The sequence below is a fragment of the Hyalangium ruber genome (assembly GCF_034259325.1).
Classification (GTDB): Bacteria; Myxococcota; Myxococcia; order Myxococcales; family Myxococcaceae; genus Hyalangium_A; species Hyalangium_A rubrum.
This window is the reverse complement of sequence record NZ_JAXIVS010000012.1, coordinates 157,301-174,558: the sequence shown is the minus strand read 5'-3', so window position 1 is coordinate 174,558 and position 17,258 is coordinate 157,301. Positions and strand designations below refer to the sequence as shown.

Below are 17,258 nucleotides of genomic sequence, written 5' to 3'. Positions count from 1 at the left end.
TCGGTCGCAAAGCGGCTGTTTCCTTGGGAGTGGGTGTCTATATTGTCGGTTAGACGGTCGTCCCTGCAGCGTCCAAGCGGTCGCACCCGTATTCGAGGTCGCAACCACCACGATGCCGAAGAACTTCATCCTCGACACCAACGTCCTCCTCCACGATCCGCGCAGCATCTACAGCTTCAAGGACCACAACGTCATCATCCCGATCTACGTGATCGAGGAGATCGACCAGTTCAAGCGGGACTTGTCGGAGCTGGGGCGCAACGCGCGCCTGGTGACCCGCTACCTGGACTCGTTCCGCACCGAGGGCTCGCTGAAGGAGGGCGTGCCCCTGCCCAACGGCGGCTTCCTCCGGGTGAGCTTCGCCGACGCGGCCAATGAGCTGCCGCCGCCCCTGGTGGACGGCAACCTGATGGACAACCGCATCCTCGCGGTCGCCATCGGCCTGATGAAGAAGGAGCCGGACACCCAGGCCGTCTTCATCACCAAGGACACCAACCTGCGCATCCGCGCCGACGCGCTGGGCCTCATCGCCGAGGACTACGACACCGAGCGCGTCGAGATCACCGAGCTGTACACCGGCTTCACCGAGCTGCTGGTCCCCCGGGAGGCCGTGGACCAGATGTACAAGCCGGGCGCGGAGGTGGAGGTCTCGGTCCAGGAGACGCTCTTCCCCAACCAGTGCGTGCTGCTCAAGGACGAGATCAACCCCTCGCACACGGCCATGGGCCGCTACAACGCGAGCAAGGGCCGGGTGGTGCCGCTGCTGCGCACCATCAAGGAGGGCATCTGGGGCGTCCGGCCGCGCAACATGGAGCAGGCCTTCGTGCTGGACCTGCTGCTCAATGACGACATCAAGCTCGTCACCATCGTGGGCAAGGCGGGCACCGGCAAGACGCTGATGGCGATCGCCGCGGGGCTCCACAAGGTGACGGAGGAGAGCCTGTACCACAAGCTGCTGGTGAGCCGGCCCATCTTCCCGCTCGGCCGGGACATCGGCTACCTGCCGGGCAGCGTCGAGGAGAAGCTCAACCCCTGGATGCAGCCCATCTTCGACAACGTGGAGTTCCTGATGAACCTCAGCCGCGCCGACAAGAAGGCCGGTCGCGGCTACCACGAGCTGGTGGACCTGGGGCTCATCGAGATCGAGCCGCTGACGTATATCCGCGGCCGCAGCATCCCCAACCAGTTCATCATCGTGGACGAGGCGCAGAATCTCACTCCCCACGAGGTGAAGACGATCATCACCCGCGTGGGCGACAACACGAAGATCGTTCTCACCGGGGACCCGTTCCAGATCGACAACCCCTACGTGGACGCGACGAACAATGGCCTCGTTCACGTGGTCAACCGCTTCAAGAACGAGAAGATCGCGGGCCACATCACCATGGCCAAGGGTGAGCGCAGCGCCCTGGCCGAGCTCGCGGCGAACCTGCTCTAGAGCCTGCGCGCCAGACGGACGAGACGTGTCATGAAGAAGGATGGCGGGGGGACACCCCCGGCAGAAGGCGAGGAGAAGAAGCCCCTCATCGAGTACCCGGCCGTCTACACCTTCAAGGTGATGGGCCTGAAGGATCACGACTTCCCCGAGTATGTACGCACGCTCTTCAAGCGGCTCATGGGCACGGAGATCTCTCCGGACTCCATCCGCGAGCAGCCCAGCAGCAAGGGCAAGTACGTGTCGGTGAGCGTCTCGGTGTACCTGCTGTCCGAGGAGCACCGCCGCGCCATCTACGCCGAGCTCCACCAGGACAAGCGGGTCATCTACTACCTCTAGGGGAGGCCAGGCGCCCTGGCGGGAGGCAGTTCCTGGCCTCGTGCTGGAAGTCCTCCGGGGTTGGGTATAAGACGAGACTGCATGAGTTCGGCCGGGCCCTTCCCGCTCTATTACCCTGGTGATGCCCGGCGGGCCTTCGGCTCCGATGAGGCGACACGCCGCTTTGCCCGGGTGGCTCAGCTCGAGCCCGGCTCGCGGGTGCTGGTGCTCGGCTGCGGCCCGAACAACGCGGCGGTGCTGCTCGCCCGCGACATGGGCTGCTCGGTGGTTGCCGCTGACACCGAGGACGCGTTGCTCGCCCAGGTGCGCGAGCGGGTGCGGGCGCTGGGCCTGGGAGACCGCGTGGAGACACGGCGCGTGGACCTGGAGCGGCTGGGGCTCCCCGAGAGCGAGTTCGACGCCATCCTCATCCAGGGCCGGGTGTTCTACCCCCTGACCGCGACCCTGGGCGCGCTGCGCCGGCTGCTGGCGAAGCGAGGGCGCATCGGGATGACGTACCCGGCGAGGGTAGGGCGCTACACGGCCAAGGCCGCCCTGGAGTTCTGGGAGAAGCGCCTCGGTGCGCCGCCCCTGCTGCCGCGCGAGCTGCTGCTGGAGCTGGAGGCGCAAGGCTACGAGCCCGAGTCCGCGGAGTCGCTCACGGATCTCGAGCTGGACAACCTGTATCGGGAGATCGAAGGGCGCCTGGACGCCGCTCCTCCGGAGCAGGCCAAGGTGGTGCGCGAGGAGATCGCCATCCACCGCGAGCAGAACGGCAAGGCCGGCGTGAGCTACGCCTTCATCATCGGCCGCCGCAAGGAGCCGGGAGAGAAGCCGCCGGCCTCGCGCGACCGCGGGTAGCGCCCCAGGCAGAGCGGGGCGCTTCCGCCGCCCGGCTCAGTTCACCGAGCCCTGGAAGTCCACCAGCTCCACGGTCTCGGGCGCCACGGACAGCTTCACCTCTTCGCGGTAGCCCGCCGCGTCGCCACCCACCTGGAAGGGCATCGGCCGCTCGAAGCGGATCGTCACTTCCTTCGCGTGGAAGTCGTGGATGCCCTCGGGGAACCAGCGGCCCTCCCAGAGCTTGGGCAGGTTCGCCAGCACGTTGGCGGCCTGAACCTGGCCCAGCCGCACGTGCATCATCCCGCGCCGCTGCCCGGCGAACGGGAACATCCGGAAGCCGTAGCCGTAGTAGGGCATGGTGGCCGCGCCGGCCATCATCAGCTTGCCCCGGAAGAGCACCTCGCCCGGCGCCAGCGGCTCGCCCACCGGCTTGCCATTGGGGCCCAGGCGGTACGCCGCGTGCGTGGCGCTGTTCTTCACCTCGCACTCCACCCAGGTGGAGTTCGTCAGGTAGTGCGGCACCGTCTTGAAGGCCACCGCCGAGAAGTACCCGCCGCTGCCCGTCATCATCCGCTTGAAGAAGCCCTTGCCCAGGTTCTCCTTCACCCAGATGTAGTCGTTGAGCAGCTTGCCGTCGACGCCCAGGCCGGCAAACGGCGTGCGCTGCCCGTCCACCATCACCAGATCCATCGAGCGGTAGCCCGTCACGTCTCCCGCCCGGGCGCGCACCACGTCCTGGAGGATGCCGTCACCGCGGGTGCTCGAGGCGTTGACGAAGTTGGCCAGCGCGTTGCGCGTGCCCAGCTTCAGCACGCCGAAGCGCGGCAGGGCGTGGCCCGCGAAGCGGCCCCGGGGCTCCGTCTGGCGGAGGAACTCGTTGATGAAGCCCATGAACGTCCCGTCGCCACCGCCCGTGAAGACCACCGGGTAGCGCCGCTCCAGCACCGACTGGACGATCCGGCGCGCGTCCAGCTCGGAGCGCGAGAGGAACAGGTCCTCACTCGGCACGGCGTGGGACAGGGACTTCACCACCCGCGCATCCACCTTGCGGGCATTGGCATTGAGCAGCACGGCGACCTTGGGCTCGGCGGCCGGGCTCGTCGGAACCTGGCGGAGATCCGGGGAGCGAAGAGGCTGTACCAGCATGGGGTAGGGCTCCTGGGTGTCGGAACGCGTCGTTACGCGATGCAGCGCCGCATTCCCCCCAGTGCAGTTTCCTCGCCAACCCTTGACGCGCGGCGTCAGTGGAGGTGTGACTCCAGTCTTCTCAAGAAGTTAGAGAGTTCGATGGCGATCAGCCCCCCTGCTGATTGCTACCCGACGGTGACGGCGGTGTAGAGCGCGTTACGCACTTTCGACGGTCCGGTGGCGAACCTGTGACGCGCCTGGCCGTCGACCAGGCGACCCAGGACGCCTCGGGTTCCAGTGTCCACGTTTGACACCCCCCCTTGGGTGGTTACGTTGGTCGTACATCAGGATTTCGCAGGAAAAACACAGTAGTTTCCGGAGGATACCGTGGGCAAGATCATCGGAATCGACCTGGGCACCACCAACAGCGTGGTGGCGATCATGGAGGGTCGCGAGCCCAAGGTCATCGTCAACGAGGAAGGCAGCCGCATCACGCCTTCGGTCGTTGCGTTCACCAAGGACGGAGAGCGGCTGGTAGGTCAGGTCGCCAAGCGCCAGTCGATCACCAACCCCGAGCGCACCGTCTACTCCATCAAGCGCTTCATGGGCCGTCGTCACGAGGAGACCACCGACGAGGCCAAGCTGGTTCCTTATAAGGTGGTGCGTGGGCCGCACGGCGACGCGCGCGTGGAGATCGACGGCAAGCAGTACAGCCCGCCGGAGATTTCCGCGCAGGTGCTGCTCAAGCTCAAGCGCGCCGCGGAGAACTACCTGGGCGAGAAGGTGACCGAGGCGGTCATTACCGTTCCGGCGTACTTCAACGACGCCCAGCGCCAGGCCACCAAGGATGCCGGTGAGATCGCCGGCCTCACGGTGCGCCGCATCGTCAACGAGCCGACCGCGGCCGCGCTGGCGTACGGCCTGGACAAGAAGAAGGACGAGAAGATCGCCGTCTACGACTTCGGCGGCGGCACCTTCGATATCTCCATCCTCGAGGTGGGTGAGAACGTCGTGGACGTGCTCGCCACCAACGGCGACACGCACCTGGGTGGCGACAACATCGACATCCGGATCATGGATTGGCTGATCACCGAGTTCAAGAAGGACACCGGGCTCGACATCAGCAAGGACAAGATGGTGCTCCAGCGCCTGAAGGAGGCGGCGGAGAAGGCGAAGATCGAGCTGTCCAGCGCGATGGAGACGGAGATCAACCTCCCGTTCCTCACCGCGGATGCCTCGGGCCCCAAGCACCTCAACGTCAAGCTCTCGCGCGCCAAGTTCGAGGCGATGATCGACGACCTCATCGAGCGCTCGCTGGAGCCGTGCCGCAAGTGCCTGAAGGACTCGGGCGTGGACGTGAAGGACCTCAACGAGGTGGTCCTCGTCGGTGGCAGCACGCGCATCCCGAAGGTGAAGGAGGCCGTGCAGCGCCTGTTCGGCAAGAAGCCCAACGAGAGCGTGAACCCGGACGAGGTGGTGGCGGTGGGCGCGGCGGTTCAGGCCGGCGTGCTCTCCGGCGAGGTGAAGGACATCCTGCTGCTGGACGTCACCCCGCTGTCGCTGGGCGTGGAGACGCTGGGCGGCGTGATGACCAAGCTCATCGAGCGCAACACCACCATCCCCACCCGCAAGTCGGAGACGTTCTCCACGGCCGCCGATGGCCAGACGCAGGTGGAGATCCACGTGCTGCAGGGTGAGCGCGACATGGCCGGCGACAACCGCAGCCTGGGCCGCTTCCACCTGACGGGCCTGCCGCCGGCGCCGCGCGGCGTGCCGCAGATCGAGGTGACGTTCGACATCGACGCCAACGGCATCCTCAACGTCAGCGCCAAGGACAAGGCCACCAGCAAGGAGCAGAAGGTCACCATCACCCACTCGTCCGGCCTCGCCAAGGACGAGGTGGAGAAGATGGTCGCCCAGGCCCGCGACAACGAGGCGGCCGACAAGGCTCGCCGCGAGCTGGTGGAGCTGAAGAACCAGGCCGAGAGCCAGTCGTACGCCGCGGACAAGATGCTCAAGGAGAACAAGGACAAGCTCTCCGCGGAGAACGTCAAGCCGCTCGAGGAGGCCCTGGCCGAGCTCAACAAGGTGCGCGATGGCCAGGACAAGGACGCCATCAAGGCCGCGCTCGATAAGCTGCAGGCGGCCAGCTACAAGATCGCGGAGGAGATGTACCGCGCCACGGGCCAGGCTGGCGGCCCGCCGCCTCCGGGCGCGGGTGGTCCGTCCGCGGCTCCTGGCAGCCAGGCCACGCCGAAGAAGGACGACGTGGTGGACGCCGAGTTCCGCCAGTCGTAGTCCGCCCGGCCTGAGGCCGATGGCGTGAGAAGGGCCGGTGCTCCCCTGGGGCGCCGGCCCTTTCTCTTTGGAGGGCCCGTGCCTTTGCCGTGAGAAGCGCGCGCGCAGGTGACATACTGGGGGTGCGAGGTGACGCGTGACGGTGCTGATGACCACGCCCCCGGGGCATGACGTGATCCTCTATGACGGGCACTGCCGCATCTGTGTCGGGGCCTCGAAGGAGCTCAAGCGCCTGCTGGGCGGGCATGGGACCGAGTTGCGCAACTTCCGGGAGGAGGGGGCGCTCGCCGCCTTTCCCGGGGTCTCTCCCGAGCGGTGCGAGGCGGCCATGCAGCTCGTGCAGGCCGACGGCCGGGTCGTCGAGGGTGCCGAGGCCATCGTCCGGGGACTCGGACGCAGAGTGCTGGGTAAGGTCCTATACATCTACTACGTGCCGGGGCTGCGGCAGCTCGCGGACGCCATGTATGGGATGGTGGCGCGCTACCGCTTCCGCATCGCTGGGCGCAACTGTCCGGATGGGGCGTGTGCGGTCCACTTCAAATAGACGGCACGGGGGGGCTAACATGACCGCCCTCCCGCTTCCGCCCGTCTACCCGTGACCCAGCCCTCGACCTATCCCCAGGCCGCGCAGGCCTTCCGACGCTTCTTTGGAGAGCTGCGCGACACGTACCTCGAGCGCGAGACGCTCTTCACCCAGATCGAGCTGGCCCTGCTGTGCCGGGAGCACGTGCTCGTGGTGGGGCCGCCCGGCACCGCCAAGAGCGCCATCGCCAGCTCCGTGCTGGGGCGCATCCTCGATGAGAAGACCGGCGGCCCGTCGCTCTTCTCCAAGCAGATCGCCGAGTCCACGGTGCAGACGGACCTCATCGGCCCGGTGGACTTCAAGGTGCTCACCGAGACGGGGCGCACCGAGTACATCACCGATGACGGCATGCTGGGCGCCGTCCACGCCTTCCTGGACGAGGTGTTCGACGGGCGCGACATGCTGCTGCGCTCCATCCTCAACGTCCTGCATGAGCGCGAGCTCAAGCACGGACGGCGGGTGACGAGCGGGCGGATCGAGTGCGCCATCATGACGAGCAACCGCTACCTCTCCGAGGTGCTGGCGCGCTCGCCGGAGCTGTTGCTGGCCTTCGCGGATCGGCTCAGCTTCATCGCCTTCGTGCCCAAGTCGTTCGCCCGGCGCGCCAGCCGCGCCGCCATGCTCCACCGCTTCATGCATGGCTCCCGGCCGGATCTTCGCGCCGCGCTCACCCTGCAGCAGCTCGATCTGCTCCAGGAGTCCGTCACCAAGGTGAAGGTCTCCAGCCAGATCCTCGAGGGCGTGGAGTTGCTGGCGGACGGGCTGGAGCGCTCGCTGTCGGCCCAGGTGGCCAAGCTGCCTGACTACGTTCCTACCAAGTACTTCTCCCAGCGCTCGGTGGTGAAGGCGATGTGGGCGCTCAAGGCCGCCGTGGTGCGCGACCAGATCTACCATCGCCCGGATCGCCAGCTCGAGGCGACGATCGACGACCTGGAGTCGCTGCGGTGGTTCTTCCTGCTCGGTGGACCTCCGGCGGCCGAGGCCGAGGCGCTCCTCAAGGTGGCGGTGGATCCGCGCGAGCGGGCCCAGCTGGAGATCGTCCGGCTGGAGCAGCGGACCTTCGATGAAGCGCTGGCCAAGGTGCGCAACGAGCTCGTTTCCGGCGTGGAGCGCGAGGCCGGCTCGCTGAACGCGGCGGAGGATGTGGGGGCCGCCGAGGCGCTGTCCCGCAACTTCCAGCCCGGCATGGCCTCCGTCACCGCGCAGCGGTTGCTGGTGAAGCTCGTGCCTGGCCCTCGGCACCAGGACAACCGGGCGCCCCTGTTGGGGGCGGCGCGCGGCCTGGTCACGGCGGTGGAGCAGCGGCTGGCGCGCGGCATGGTTCCCCTGCAGGGGGACGCCTCCGGGGCGCCCGCGGGTGTCGGTGGCCAGGAACGCGGCGGGCTCCAGCTGCTGTCGGCCTTCAAGGACGTGCTGGAGCTGTGCCGGAGTGTCCCTGAGCTGCGCTCCCAGCTGGCGCCCATGTGCGAGGCCACCGCGCGCCTGCTGGAGCAGATGCTCGAGATGATCGCCCTGTCGGCAGAGGGCGTGGAGTTCGAGGACGGGCTCAAGATCGAAGGGCTGGTGGGCCTGGCCGACAACCTGGAGGAGGAGATCTCCCAGGTCTCCTCGCTGTCGGGGTTGCTCTCCGAGGGTGCGCCCTCGGCCATGGAGCGGCTGCGGGTGGCGGACATGGCGGTGCGCCGCCGCGTGGTCGCCTCGCTGCGCCGGCGCGCGGCCGCGGCCTTCCAGGCGCCCCGGCCCGCACGGCGAGACCCCTTCGAGGCGCTCGCCGCCGACTCACGGCGCCTGACCCAGCTGGAGCAGTCGCTGCAGTCGCTGGATCCTTCGCAGCCCGGGTTGAAGCAGGAGCTGTTGCAGCCGCTGGGCATGGCCTATGCCCGGCAGGTGCTGAGCACCACGCCCTTCGAGCGCATCGAACAGTACGCTCGGGCCGTGCAGACGGTGGCGGAGAACCTGCGGCAGGAGGGCCTTTCCCCCGAGTCCGTGCTCCACGAGTGCCGGGAGGCCATGGAGAACCGCCTCATCGAGCACGCCCGCTCGATGTCGCGAGACGTGGCGAGCCCTCCGCCCGCGCCCTCGGCGGTGGTCAACGGTGACGCCTACGCGTTCTATCGCAACACCTTCTCGGTCCGGGCCCCCGATGGGGAGCTGGCCGCGCTGCTCGGCCTGGACAGCCAGCTGGCCTTCGCGCGGCAGGCGTCGGCGGCCTCATTCCTCTCGGACAACGTCCGGCAGGCGGTGGCCCAGGCCGAGCTGGCCTTCGCCCACACCCGCATCAAGTACCTGCGCAGCTGGCTCACGCAGTTGCTCACCGCGCTGCTGCCGGAGCTGGAGGCGCTCAAGGGGCGCACCGAGGCGGAGCGCGCCTTCGAGCGGCTGGTAAAGAGCCGCTTCCCGCTGCTGGCGCTGAAGGAGGGAGAGTTGGTGCGGCTCCGGGGCGTGCTGGGCACGCTGGGAGCGATGCAGGGAGAGCTGGGCGAGGCCGCGCGCAAGCTCGCGCAGCAGCTGCGCGGCATCGACGAGGACTTCGGGCGCTTCAGCAAGCGCGTGCTGGAGCTGCGGTCGGCCTCGTGAGCTCCGGGTCCCGCCACATTCGCGTGCCGCGTGAGGCGGCCCTCGGGAGGGCTTGAGCATGCTCGCCCCCCAGCTCACGGGGCTGCGCCAGCGGCTCGACGCGCTCCAGCAGGCCGCCGAGCGTCCGTCCGGCGTGGTCGGCTGGGCGCTCGGGCTCATGGCGCCCGGCGAGGTGGACCTGGCGTTCCCGACGATCGCGGCGCTGGACCGGGAGCTGGATCGGGTGGGCGTACACACCCTGGCGGACGCGCACCTGCTGCGCAGCCTCGGGGTGCGCAAGGGCAGGGCCGGAAAGCTCGCGGAGGCCCTGGGCGCGCGGGCCAGCGAGGCGCTCGAGGAGTTCGAGGAGCGCTTGCGCCGGGTGGAGCGGGCCCGCCGCGCGGGAGAGATGCCCCCGGGCGCCAGGACGACGCTGGAGCGCGCCTTCGTGCAGCTGGCGCGCGTGGTGAAGGTGGCGGATGTCTTCGGCTCCGCCCCCGCCGCCGCGCCGCCGCCGTTCGAGATCCTCCCGCGCACCGGCCATGTCTGGGAGGGGAGAGCGCCCGCCAGCGCTCGCATGGCCATCGCCGAGTTCCTCGCCGAGCGGGCGCGGGACAACGTGGAGGACGTGCTCCAGAAGCGCCGCGACCTGGATCTCGCCCACGAGATGCTGCTGCGCCTGGGCGCGGACCACGATCGTGACCGGGGCGTGGTGCTGCGCCGCGAGGTGGCCGAGGCGCGTGAGCGCACCCGCGCCAGCTCGCCCGTACGCTCGTTGGATGAGCTGGTGAAGCAGGTGCGCAGCACCGCCCGGCGCTCCCCGGGGGAGGCCTACTGCTCGCTCCGAGGGCTCTACGAGCGCGCCGTGGAGGCTGGAGAGTCCCAACTGGCCGCCGCGGCCCACGCCGCCCTGGAGCCCATGCTGCCCGCCACCGGCAGGATGCGCTCGCTGATGGAGAAGGCCGAGCAGCAGGAGATGGCGCGCTGGTTCGGCGAGACGCCCCGCACGCAAGGCGGGGAGGTGGACGAGGGGCTCCAAGAGGAAGACGGCCGGAAGTCTCGCGCGGACGATCTGCTGGCGGACCTGGCCTTCTCGCTCGATCCCGAGCAGCTCGCCGCCTTCGAGCTGGCGGCCGGCTGCGCGCGCTACTTCGACGTGGAGGACTCGCTCTCCGAGGAGATCGTCCAGGTGGACACCCGGGCGCTGCGGCCCATCCCCAAGCGGGTGCCGTACCCCACGCAGAAGATGCACTTCGAGACGACGGGCAGCCTCCACGAGGTTCACGACTTCGTCGTCACCGACCCTCGGCTCCTCGTCTACGACATGGCCGCGAACCGGCAGCTCGTGCGCGCCTATATGGAGGAGGAGCCGCCTCCCAAGCCCAAGAAGATGAAGCGCACCGCCGTGCGCGTCTACGTGTGTGACGCCTCCGGCTCCATGCACGGCGCCCGTGCCCGCTTCCGCGACGCCATCGTCATCGCCGAGCTCAACAACCTGCGCGCCAAGGCCCGCAGGGATCAGCCCTTCGATCCGCTGTACTTCTCCTTCTTCAACGACTCGCCCACGGAGCTGGCCCGGGTGGACACAGCCTCCGAGGCTACCCGGCAGATCGAAAAGCTCTTCCGCCACTCGCCCGCCGAGGGGCAGACGGACATCACCCTGGCGCTGATGGCGGCCTTCGACTCCATCCGGGCGGCGCAGGGCAGGGACCCCTACCTCGCCCGCGCCACCGTGGTGCTCATCACCGATGGTGAGGACCGGGTGGACATGGAGCTCATCCGCCGCACCCGCGCCCCGGTGGACTCGCTCAACATCGCCCTGAGCTTCATCTCGCTCGGCGAGGAGAACATGGACCTCAAGGCCCTGGTGCAGGAGCAGCGCTCCCAGGGCGGCCGCGCCTTCTACCACCACCTCTCCGACGAGGAGATCCAGTGGGCCCGCACCGAGTTCGACGCGCCCTGGCGCACGCTGCTGCCCCCGGACATCCACGAGACGCCGGAGATGCTCGACGCGCTCTTTCCCCACCTGGAGGCGCTCGAGGCCGTGGCGGCCAAACGCGCGGCCTCCACGGCGACCGTGGCGGTGGAGGTCTCCTTCGATGCGCTCTTTCCGGAGCAGCCCCCGGCGGCGCCGCAGCGTGAGGCTCCCGGGGCCGACGTGACGGCGCGCGTGGCGGACATCCTGGATGCCCTGGCCGAGGCAGCCTCCCTGGCGCCCGCCGACCGCCGGGCCACCGAGAGCGTGGCGCTGCTCCAGCACCTGCTCGGTGTCTACCAGATGACGCCCCCGCGCTACCTGGCGGCGCTGGCGGTGGGCGGAAAGCCCATCCAGGACAACCTCGCGCGCGTGCGCCTCCTCTGCCGTCCGTTCGGGTAGGCTCTCGCCCTGGACATGCTGTTCGGCCTCTTTCGCAAGAAGGACAAGAAGCAGAAGCCCGCGGACCCGCTCGCGGCCTTCGATCAGCTCATCGAGGACCTGGAGCGCCAGGCGGCCGAGGTACGCAAGTCCGCCGCCACGCTGCTGGCCCTCAAGGGAGAGCTGTCTCGCGCGAAGGAGCGCTACACGCGCCAGCTCGCGGACATCGCCCAGCGCCTCTCGGTGGCCGACTCCCGGGGAGACGTGAAGAGCATGTCCGTGCTCGCCCGCGACCAGGAGCAGACCGAGAGTCTGCTCAAGTCCACCCGAGAGGCCCTGGAGCGCGCCGAGGAGGATGCCCGGTTGCTGCTGGAGGCCGCCAACGAGGTAGGCCGGCGCGTCGTGGAGCTGCGCACCGAGCGCCAGAGCGCCTCGGCCCGGCTCGTCGCCGGTGGGCTCGTCACCGGCGCCATGCGCGAGCGCGTGGACCGCATCGAGAAGGTGCTCGCCGTGGACGCTGCCCGCGATGAGATCGAGCGGGCGCACGCGCTCGCGGACATCTACCGCGAGGAGCGCGGGGCAGGGGAGAAGGAGGAGTAGCTCAGGTCCGGCGCGCCGTCTGGTGCAGCTCCAGGACGATGTTGCCGCCCTTGAAGAGCCGCACCGCTCCCGAAGTCTGACTCACCACCAGCGCGATGCAGTGCGTGGAGGAGGTGATGCCCGCCGCCGCCGCGTGCCGCGCGCCCAGGCCCAGCGGAATCTTCACCGCCTCGTCCGCCGAGGACAGGTAGCGGCCCGCCGCCAGCACCACCCCGTCCTCGCGGATGACGAACGCCCCGTCCAGCACCGAGAAGTTCTTGATGGCCTCGCGGATCTTCGGGTCCAACACGTTCCGCTCCGCCTCGGAGATGCCCTGGAACGGGTTGATGGTCATCTGCCGGCTCTTCTCCAGCACGCTCGTGTGGTCCCCGATCGTCATGATCGTCCCGATGGGGTGACCCTCGAAGCCCTCCTGGCCGATCTGCAGCGCCAGCTGGATGAGCGCGTCCACCACCTGCGAGTTGAACTCCTCGCCCAGCTTTACACCCTCGATGGCGACCCGGTCGTCCAGCGAACCCCCGATGCGCATGTGCATCAGCGTGTCCGGCGCTCGCCCAACCTTCCCGGTCATGCACAGCACCAGGTCCCCCTCCTTGATCGCCCCCTGGGAGAGCGCCGAGACGAGGGCTACCTTGACCCGCTCCGTACGCGAGTAGTCATAGGCGGGAATGACCAGGGCCCGAAGCTGCCGGGCCATGTAGTCCTGGGCGATCTTGTCCAGTGTCACCGCGTAGATGATTTTCTTGCGCGCCGGCCTACCTCGCAGGTCCTCCGGTGCGATGGGCGTGTCACAGATGTACAAGAAGTGGTCTACTTCGTTCCTGGCTGCCAGAGAGAGGGCCGAGCGCAGGAACTCCCGGTCGAATTTCGTACCTTCGCTCATTACACTTCCCCTCTCTCCCACTCAGCCTTGGGCATGCGCACCTTGACACTACGGTCCATGTGAATAAAGCTTTCGGGCCTTTTTTTTAGGGGGACGGGGTCCGTTTTCTTTCTCGCCCATCGGAGCGAAGGCCGTGAACCAGAAAGATCTCAAGCGGTACAAGAAGATGCTCGAGGACAGCAAGACCGCGCTGCTCGAGAGCGCCAAGAAGACCCTGGTGGAGGAGTCCAGTTTCGATACTGACGACCTCCCGGACGAGATCGATCAGGCCTCTTCCGAGTACGCCCAGTCCATGGTCTTCCGTCTGCGGGATCGGGAGAAGTTCCTCCTGCAGAAGATCGAGAAGGCGCTGCAGCGCATCGAGGACGGCTCGTTCGGCATCTGCGAGCGCTGCGAGGAGGACATCTCTCCCAAGCGCCTGGAGGCCCGCCCCGTCACCACGCTCTGCATCCGCTGCAAGGAGGAGCAGGAGAAGAAGGAGCGCTCCTACGGCTGAGCGAAGGCCGTCCAGGGTCGCGCAAGGTTGCTTGCGCGGCCCCGGTGCGCTCAGACCGGCGCCTGGATCTCCACCCGGAGCAGCTGGCGACCGATGAGGAAGTGGTCGCCGTTGTCCACGAAGGTGGGGCCCGCCAGGCGCATGAACGTGCCGTTGGAGGAGCCCACATCCCGGACCGACAGCTGATCCTTGCGGACCGTGAGGACGGCGTGGCGCCCGGAGACGAAGCCGTCGGTGGGGAAGGTGATGTCCCCCACCTCGCGGCCCAGCATGTTGTCCCCCTCCTTGAGGGGGTAGGCGGCGCCGCGCATGCCCCCTTCGAGGAGCTGCACGAGACGCAGCCGGTAGCCCGCATCCGGAGAGCCCCAGATCTGCGCGCCCCCCGGCCCGGTGGAGGCCGTTGGAATCGGCTCGAGCACCAGCCGCTGCCGGCCCAGCCGCAGCTCACCGCCGGTGGGCAATTCCCGCTCCTGGCGCAGGCGGACGAAGACGCCGTTGGCGCCCCCCACGTCCTCCACGGCCAGGCGGATTCCCGAGAAGAAGAAGCGCGCCTGTTGCGGCATGACGAAGGGGTCATCCGGCAGCGACAGGTCCGCCTGGCCTCCGCAGGTCAGGGTGTCACGCTGCATGCGCACCACGGACTCCGGGCCACCATCGGCGCGGACCACGCGCAGCGATACCTGGGGGCGGGGGGCGATCTGCGAAACCGCCATCACGAGGGTGCCCGAACGCATGGGGGCGTTGCACGCCTGGCAGAAGGAGGCGTCGTCGGGGTTCTCGGCGTCACAGCGAGAGCAGAAGGTCATGGCAATGCACTCCGCGTCATATCAAGCCCGAAGAAGGGTTGCTCGCTTCGCGAGCATGGCTCGCACGGCTTGATGCAGACCCAAGCAACGTGTTGAAGTCGGGTTCTCATCACCCTGCACGACCTTGAAGACGGAACACCCTTTGCTCTGCCCCACTTGCGGCGCTGACGCCGGAGAGTCCTCGAAGTACTGCCCCTCCTGCGGCTCCACCCTCGTGCGCTCCCAGTCGGCGAACGAGGCCGATGAGTACATCGGCAAGACGCTGGCGAGGAAGTACCGCGTGGAGGCCCTCATCGGCGAGGGCGGCATGGGCAAGGTGTTCCGCGCGCGCCAGCTCGCCCTGGACAAGCCGGTGGTGCTCAAGGTGCTGCGCCAGTCCCTGCTGTCGGACGAGCGCACGGTGGCTCGCTTCCAGCGTGAGGCCAAGGCCGCCAGCCGCCTCAACCACCCCAACTCCATCAGCATCCTCGACTTCGGTCAGGCCGAGGACGGCGCGCTCTTCATCGCCATGGAGTTCGTGCCCGGTCAGGATCTCCACCAGATCCTCAGCCGGGAGTGGCCGCTGCAGGAGTCTCGCGTGGTGCGGATCGTCAGCCAGGTGCTCTCCGCCCTGGCCGACGCGCACGGCGCTGGCGTCATCCACCGGGACTTGAAGCCCGAGAACATCATGGTGGAGCAGCGCCGCAACGACGCGGACTTCGTGAAGGTGCTCGACTTCGGCATCGCGAAGATCACCGACTCCACGGGCGAGGACGGGCCGGCGCTCACCCGCGCGGGCTTCGTGTGCGGCACGCCCGAGTACATGTCCCCCGAGCAGGCCCGGGGCGCGGCGTTGGATCACCGCTCGGACCTGTACGCGGTGGGCGTCATCCTCTACCAGCTCACGACGGGACTCCTGCCCTTCGAGTCGGACTCGGCGGTGGGCTTCGCCACCAAGCACCTCACCGAGGAGCCGCCCCCGCCGTCGCGGCGCCGTCCCGAGGCGCGCATCTCCACGGGCCTGGAGCGGCTGATCCTCCGCGCCCTGTCCAAGAACCCGGATGACCGGCCCGCCAACGCCGAGGCGTTCAAGGCCGAGCTGGCCGCGGTGGAACGGGAGCGGCGCCGCCAGGAGTCCACGGCGCGCCGGGGCGCCTCGCTGCCTCCCGTCTCGCCGCCGGTGTCCTCGCCGGTGCTGGCGCCGCTGCCGCGCCGGGCCACGGGAGGCAACCACCTCTCCACGCAGCCCGGCACCGATCCCGGCTGGGCCGAGCCCACCGTCGAGGCCACCGTGCGCGCGGTGCCGGAGTTGATGCAGACGGCGCTCAACCCCATGCCCACCAGCGACAGGACGGAGGCCGTCGTGCCCACCGTCTCGGACGCCGAGGGCGGGTTCGGCTTCTTCAAGGCGCTCACCATCACCCTGTTCCTCGCCGCGCTGGCGATCGCCGCGTACTACTACTTCAACGTCTACCAGGGCCCGCCCCCGGAAGAGCCGTACACCCGGCCCAGCAACGCCCCCGTGCCCGGCGAGACGAGCGCCAACCCGGACGCCAACACGCCGCTCTACGACCAGGAGATCCCCGTCCAGAAGCGCAACGTGGACGAGTCTCGCAAGGCGGAGCTCGAGGGCGACCGCGTGTACCAGAAGGGGACCCTGGACCAGGCGGCCTCCCAGTACCGCAGCGCCTTCCGGCTCAACCCCAAGCCGGAGATCGCCCTCAAGCTGGGCGAGGTGTACTGGCAGCGGTACCACACCGACAAGCAGCGCCCACAGTTGGACGAGGCGCGCGCGTGGTGGGCCCGGCACCTCAAGGACGCGCCGGACTCGCGCGCCCGTGGCTACATCGAGCAGAGCCTCAAGAGCATCACCGCGGCGATCCCCACCCCCTGAGGGGCAGGGCGCCGCTCAGCCCAGCGCTTCGATCTGGAAGATGGTCTGACCGATGCGGACGCGGTCTCCGGCCCTTAGCGCCCGCTCGGTGGCCGGGGCGATCCGCACGTACGTCCCCAGGCCGCCCGACAGGTCCCTCAGCATGGCGCCGGTGGCGGTGGGGCTCAGCTCGCAGTGGCGGCTGGCCAACCCCTCGTCCTGCGGGTAGCTGAGATCGCAGTGGGCCTGGCCGATGGTGAGCAGCGCGGCGGCCGACACCACGGCGCGGCCCGCCCGTCCGCCCATGAGGACCTCTTCCACCACGTAGATGGCCTGGCCGAGTGGCACCGGAGCGCCGTAGATGACCGGCTGCCCGGGCTGGGCGATGGGGATCTCCAGGCGGCCACTGAAGCGGAACAGCCGCGAGCCCGCGCTGAAGAGGGTCCGAGGCGCGATGGCCTCCGTGCCCGGGATGGTGACGTAGACGCCCGAGGCGCTGGACTCGTCCCGGATGAAGAGCGCGCCCTCCTTCACCAGGAAGGTGGCGTGGAGCGCGGAGACGAAGGCGTCCTCCTGCAGCAGGATGGCGCCACGGCTGCGGCCCACCACGCACCCGGTGACGGGCAGCTTGTAGCGCTGGCCTCGGGTGGCTCCCGCGACCACGGTGAGCCCGAAGCGCGAGGCGGCCGGAGCGGGGCGAGTGGCCGCCGCCGGAGCAGCGGGGCGAGCGACGGCGGGCGCATCCGGAACGGGAGGCGCCGGGCGCTCGGTGGGCACGGGCGGCGGTGGCGGCGGCCGGGCGGCGGGCGCGGGCTTCGCGGCCTGGGCGGTGCCGGTCGTTGGAGCTCGAACGGGTGCCACGGCGGGCGCCGCGGGCGGGGGCCGAGCCGCGGGCTCCACGGGGATGCCGCCGGTGGCCGAGGGAGGCGGGGTCCGGGCCGAGGAGGGCTTCAGGCCGGGGGGGACGTTCTCCACGGCCCGGGGAGCGGCAGGGCCGGCCTCGACGGGGCGGGGACCTCCGGGGGCGGGTCTGGGGGCGGCCACTCCGGGAGCGGCGGGGCGGGAGCCGGTAGTCGCCCGGGGGGCAGCCGTCCGAGGGGGCGC

Annotated in this window: 14 protein-coding genes; 10 read left to right on the top strand and 4 right to left on the bottom strand. The window is 69.2% G+C overall.

Features of this window, described 5'->3' with window-relative positions:
* The first annotated feature begins 112 nt into the window (after nucleotides 1-112).
* The 3 genes from SYV04_RS30615 (at nucleotide 113) to SYV04_RS30605 (ending at nucleotide 2,614) form a co-directional block, all read left to right on the top strand.
* A complete protein-coding gene (locus SYV04_RS30615; RefSeq protein ID WP_321549500.1) occupies nucleotides 113-1,438 on the top strand; it encodes a PhoH family protein in 1,326 nt (441 codons plus the stop codon).
* Between the two features lie 30 nt (nucleotides 1,439-1,468).
* Nucleotides 1,469-1,774: an HP0495 family protein gene (locus SYV04_RS30610; protein ID WP_321549499.1), complete on the top strand. Its 306-nt coding sequence runs from the start codon at nucleotides 1,469-1,471 to the stop codon at nucleotides 1,772-1,774.
* An 81-nt stretch (nucleotides 1,775-1,855) separates the two neighbouring features.
* Nucleotides 1,856-2,614: an SAM-dependent methyltransferase gene (locus tag SYV04_RS30605; RefSeq protein ID WP_321549498.1), complete on the top strand. Its 759-nt coding sequence runs from the start codon at nucleotides 1,856-1,858 to the stop codon at nucleotides 2,612-2,614.
* A 36-nt stretch (nucleotides 2,615-2,650) separates the two neighbouring features.
* Here the strand turns inward: SYV04_RS30605 and SYV04_RS30600 are convergent, their stop codons facing one another.
* A complete protein-coding gene (locus tag SYV04_RS30600) occupies nucleotides 2,651-3,742 on the bottom strand; it encodes a diacylglycerol/lipid kinase family protein (protein WP_321549497.1) in 1,092 nt (363 codons plus the stop codon).
* 369 nt (nucleotides 3,743-4,111) lie between these two features.
* Here SYV04_RS30600 and dnaK point away from each other — a divergent pair, with 369 nt between their 5' ends.
* From dnaK to SYV04_RS30575, 5 genes are all read left to right on the top strand, one after another.
* Nucleotides 4,112-6,022 carry a molecular chaperone DnaK gene (gene dnaK, locus SYV04_RS30595; protein ID WP_321549496.1) on the top strand — a complete coding sequence of 637 codons (1,911 nt, stop codon included), beginning with the start codon at nucleotides 4,112-4,114 and terminating at the stop codon, nucleotides 6,020-6,022.
* A gap of 136 nt (nucleotides 6,023-6,158) precedes the next feature.
* Nucleotides 6,159-6,566, top strand: a complete 408-nt coding sequence (locus SYV04_RS30590; protein WP_321549495.1) for a thiol-disulfide oxidoreductase DCC family protein — start codon at nucleotides 6,159-6,161, stop codon at nucleotides 6,564-6,566.
* A gap of 51 nt (nucleotides 6,567-6,617) precedes the next feature.
* The gene (locus tag SYV04_RS30585; protein ID WP_321549494.1) at nucleotides 6,618-9,182 is read left to right on the top strand and encodes an AAA family ATPase; all 2,565 of its coding nucleotides are present in this window, start codon (nucleotides 6,618-6,620) and stop codon (nucleotides 9,180-9,182) included.
* A 58-nt stretch (nucleotides 9,183-9,240) separates the two neighbouring features.
* Nucleotides 9,241-11,538, top strand: a complete 2,298-nt coding sequence (locus SYV04_RS30580) for a vWA domain-containing protein (RefSeq protein ID WP_321549493.1) — start codon at nucleotides 9,241-9,243, stop codon at nucleotides 11,536-11,538.
* 15 nt (nucleotides 11,539-11,553) lie between these two features.
* Entirely contained in the window at nucleotides 11,554-12,117 is a 564-nt protein-coding gene (locus SYV04_RS30575) for a PspA/IM30 family protein (protein ID WP_321549492.1), read from the top strand.
* Between the two features lies 1 nt (nucleotide 12,118).
* Here SYV04_RS30575 and SYV04_RS30570 read toward each other — a convergent pair whose 3' ends face one another.
* Nucleotides 12,119-13,000 carry a DNA integrity scanning protein DisA nucleotide-binding domain protein gene (locus tag SYV04_RS30570; protein ID WP_321549491.1) on the bottom strand — a complete coding sequence of 294 codons (882 nt, stop codon included), beginning with the start codon at nucleotides 12,998-13,000 and terminating at the stop codon, nucleotides 12,119-12,121.
* A 133-nt stretch (nucleotides 13,001-13,133) separates the two neighbouring features.
* Here SYV04_RS30570 and SYV04_RS30565 point away from each other — a divergent pair, with 133 nt between their 5' ends.
* A complete protein-coding gene (locus SYV04_RS30565; protein WP_321549490.1) occupies nucleotides 13,134-13,496 on the top strand; it encodes a TraR/DksA family transcriptional regulator in 363 nt (120 codons plus the stop codon).
* 50 nt (nucleotides 13,497-13,546) lie between these two features.
* Here the strand turns inward: SYV04_RS30565 and SYV04_RS30560 are convergent, their stop codons facing one another.
* Nucleotides 13,547-14,302: an FHA domain-containing protein gene (locus tag SYV04_RS30560; protein ID WP_321549489.1), complete on the bottom strand. Its 756-nt coding sequence runs from the start codon at nucleotides 14,300-14,302 to the stop codon at nucleotides 13,547-13,549.
* Nucleotides 14,303-14,516: 214 nt separating this feature from the next.
* On the opposite strand from SYV04_RS30560, the gene SYV04_RS30555 reads away from it, so the two are divergent.
* Nucleotides 14,517-16,175: a serine/threonine-protein kinase gene (locus SYV04_RS30555; protein WP_321549645.1), complete on the top strand. Its 1,659-nt coding sequence runs from the start codon at nucleotides 14,517-14,519 to the stop codon at nucleotides 16,173-16,175.
* Nucleotides 16,176-16,190: 15 nt separating this feature from the next.
* Here SYV04_RS30555 and SYV04_RS30550 read toward each other — a convergent pair whose 3' ends face one another.
* Nucleotides 16,191-17,129: an FHA domain-containing protein gene (locus SYV04_RS30550; RefSeq protein WP_321549488.1), complete on the bottom strand. Its 939-nt coding sequence runs from the start codon at nucleotides 17,127-17,129 to the stop codon at nucleotides 16,191-16,193.
* Nucleotides 17,130-17,258: the final 129 nt, after the last annotated feature.

Coding starts and splice junctions, on each gene's coding strand:
- SYV04_RS30615 (WP_321549500.1), top strand. CDS start 113: ATGCCGAAGAACTTCATCCTCGACACCAACGTCCTCCTCCACGATCCG.
- SYV04_RS30610 (WP_321549499.1), top strand. CDS start 1,469: ATGAAGAAGGATGGCGGGGGGACACCCCCGGCAGAAGGCGAGGAGAAG.
- SYV04_RS30605 (WP_321549498.1), top strand. CDS start 1,856: ATGAGTTCGGCCGGGCCCTTCCCGCTCTATTACCCTGGTGATGCCCGG.
- SYV04_RS30600 (WP_321549497.1), bottom strand. CDS start 3,742: ATGCTGGTACAGCCTCTTCGCTCCCCGGATCTCCGCCAGGTTCCGACG.
- SYV04_RS30580 (WP_321549493.1), top strand. CDS start 9,241: ATGCTCGCCCCCCAGCTCACGGGGCTGCGCCAGCGGCTCGACGCGCTC.
- SYV04_RS30575 (WP_321549492.1), top strand. CDS start 11,554: ATGCTGTTCGGCCTCTTTCGCAAGAAGGACAAGAAGCAGAAGCCCGCG.
- SYV04_RS30570 (WP_321549491.1), bottom strand. CDS start 13,000: ATGAGCGAAGGTACGAAATTCGACCGGGAGTTCCTGCGCTCGGCCCTC.
- SYV04_RS30560 (WP_321549489.1), bottom strand. CDS start 14,302: ATGACCTTCTGCTCTCGCTGTGACGCCGAGAACCCCGACGACGCCTCC.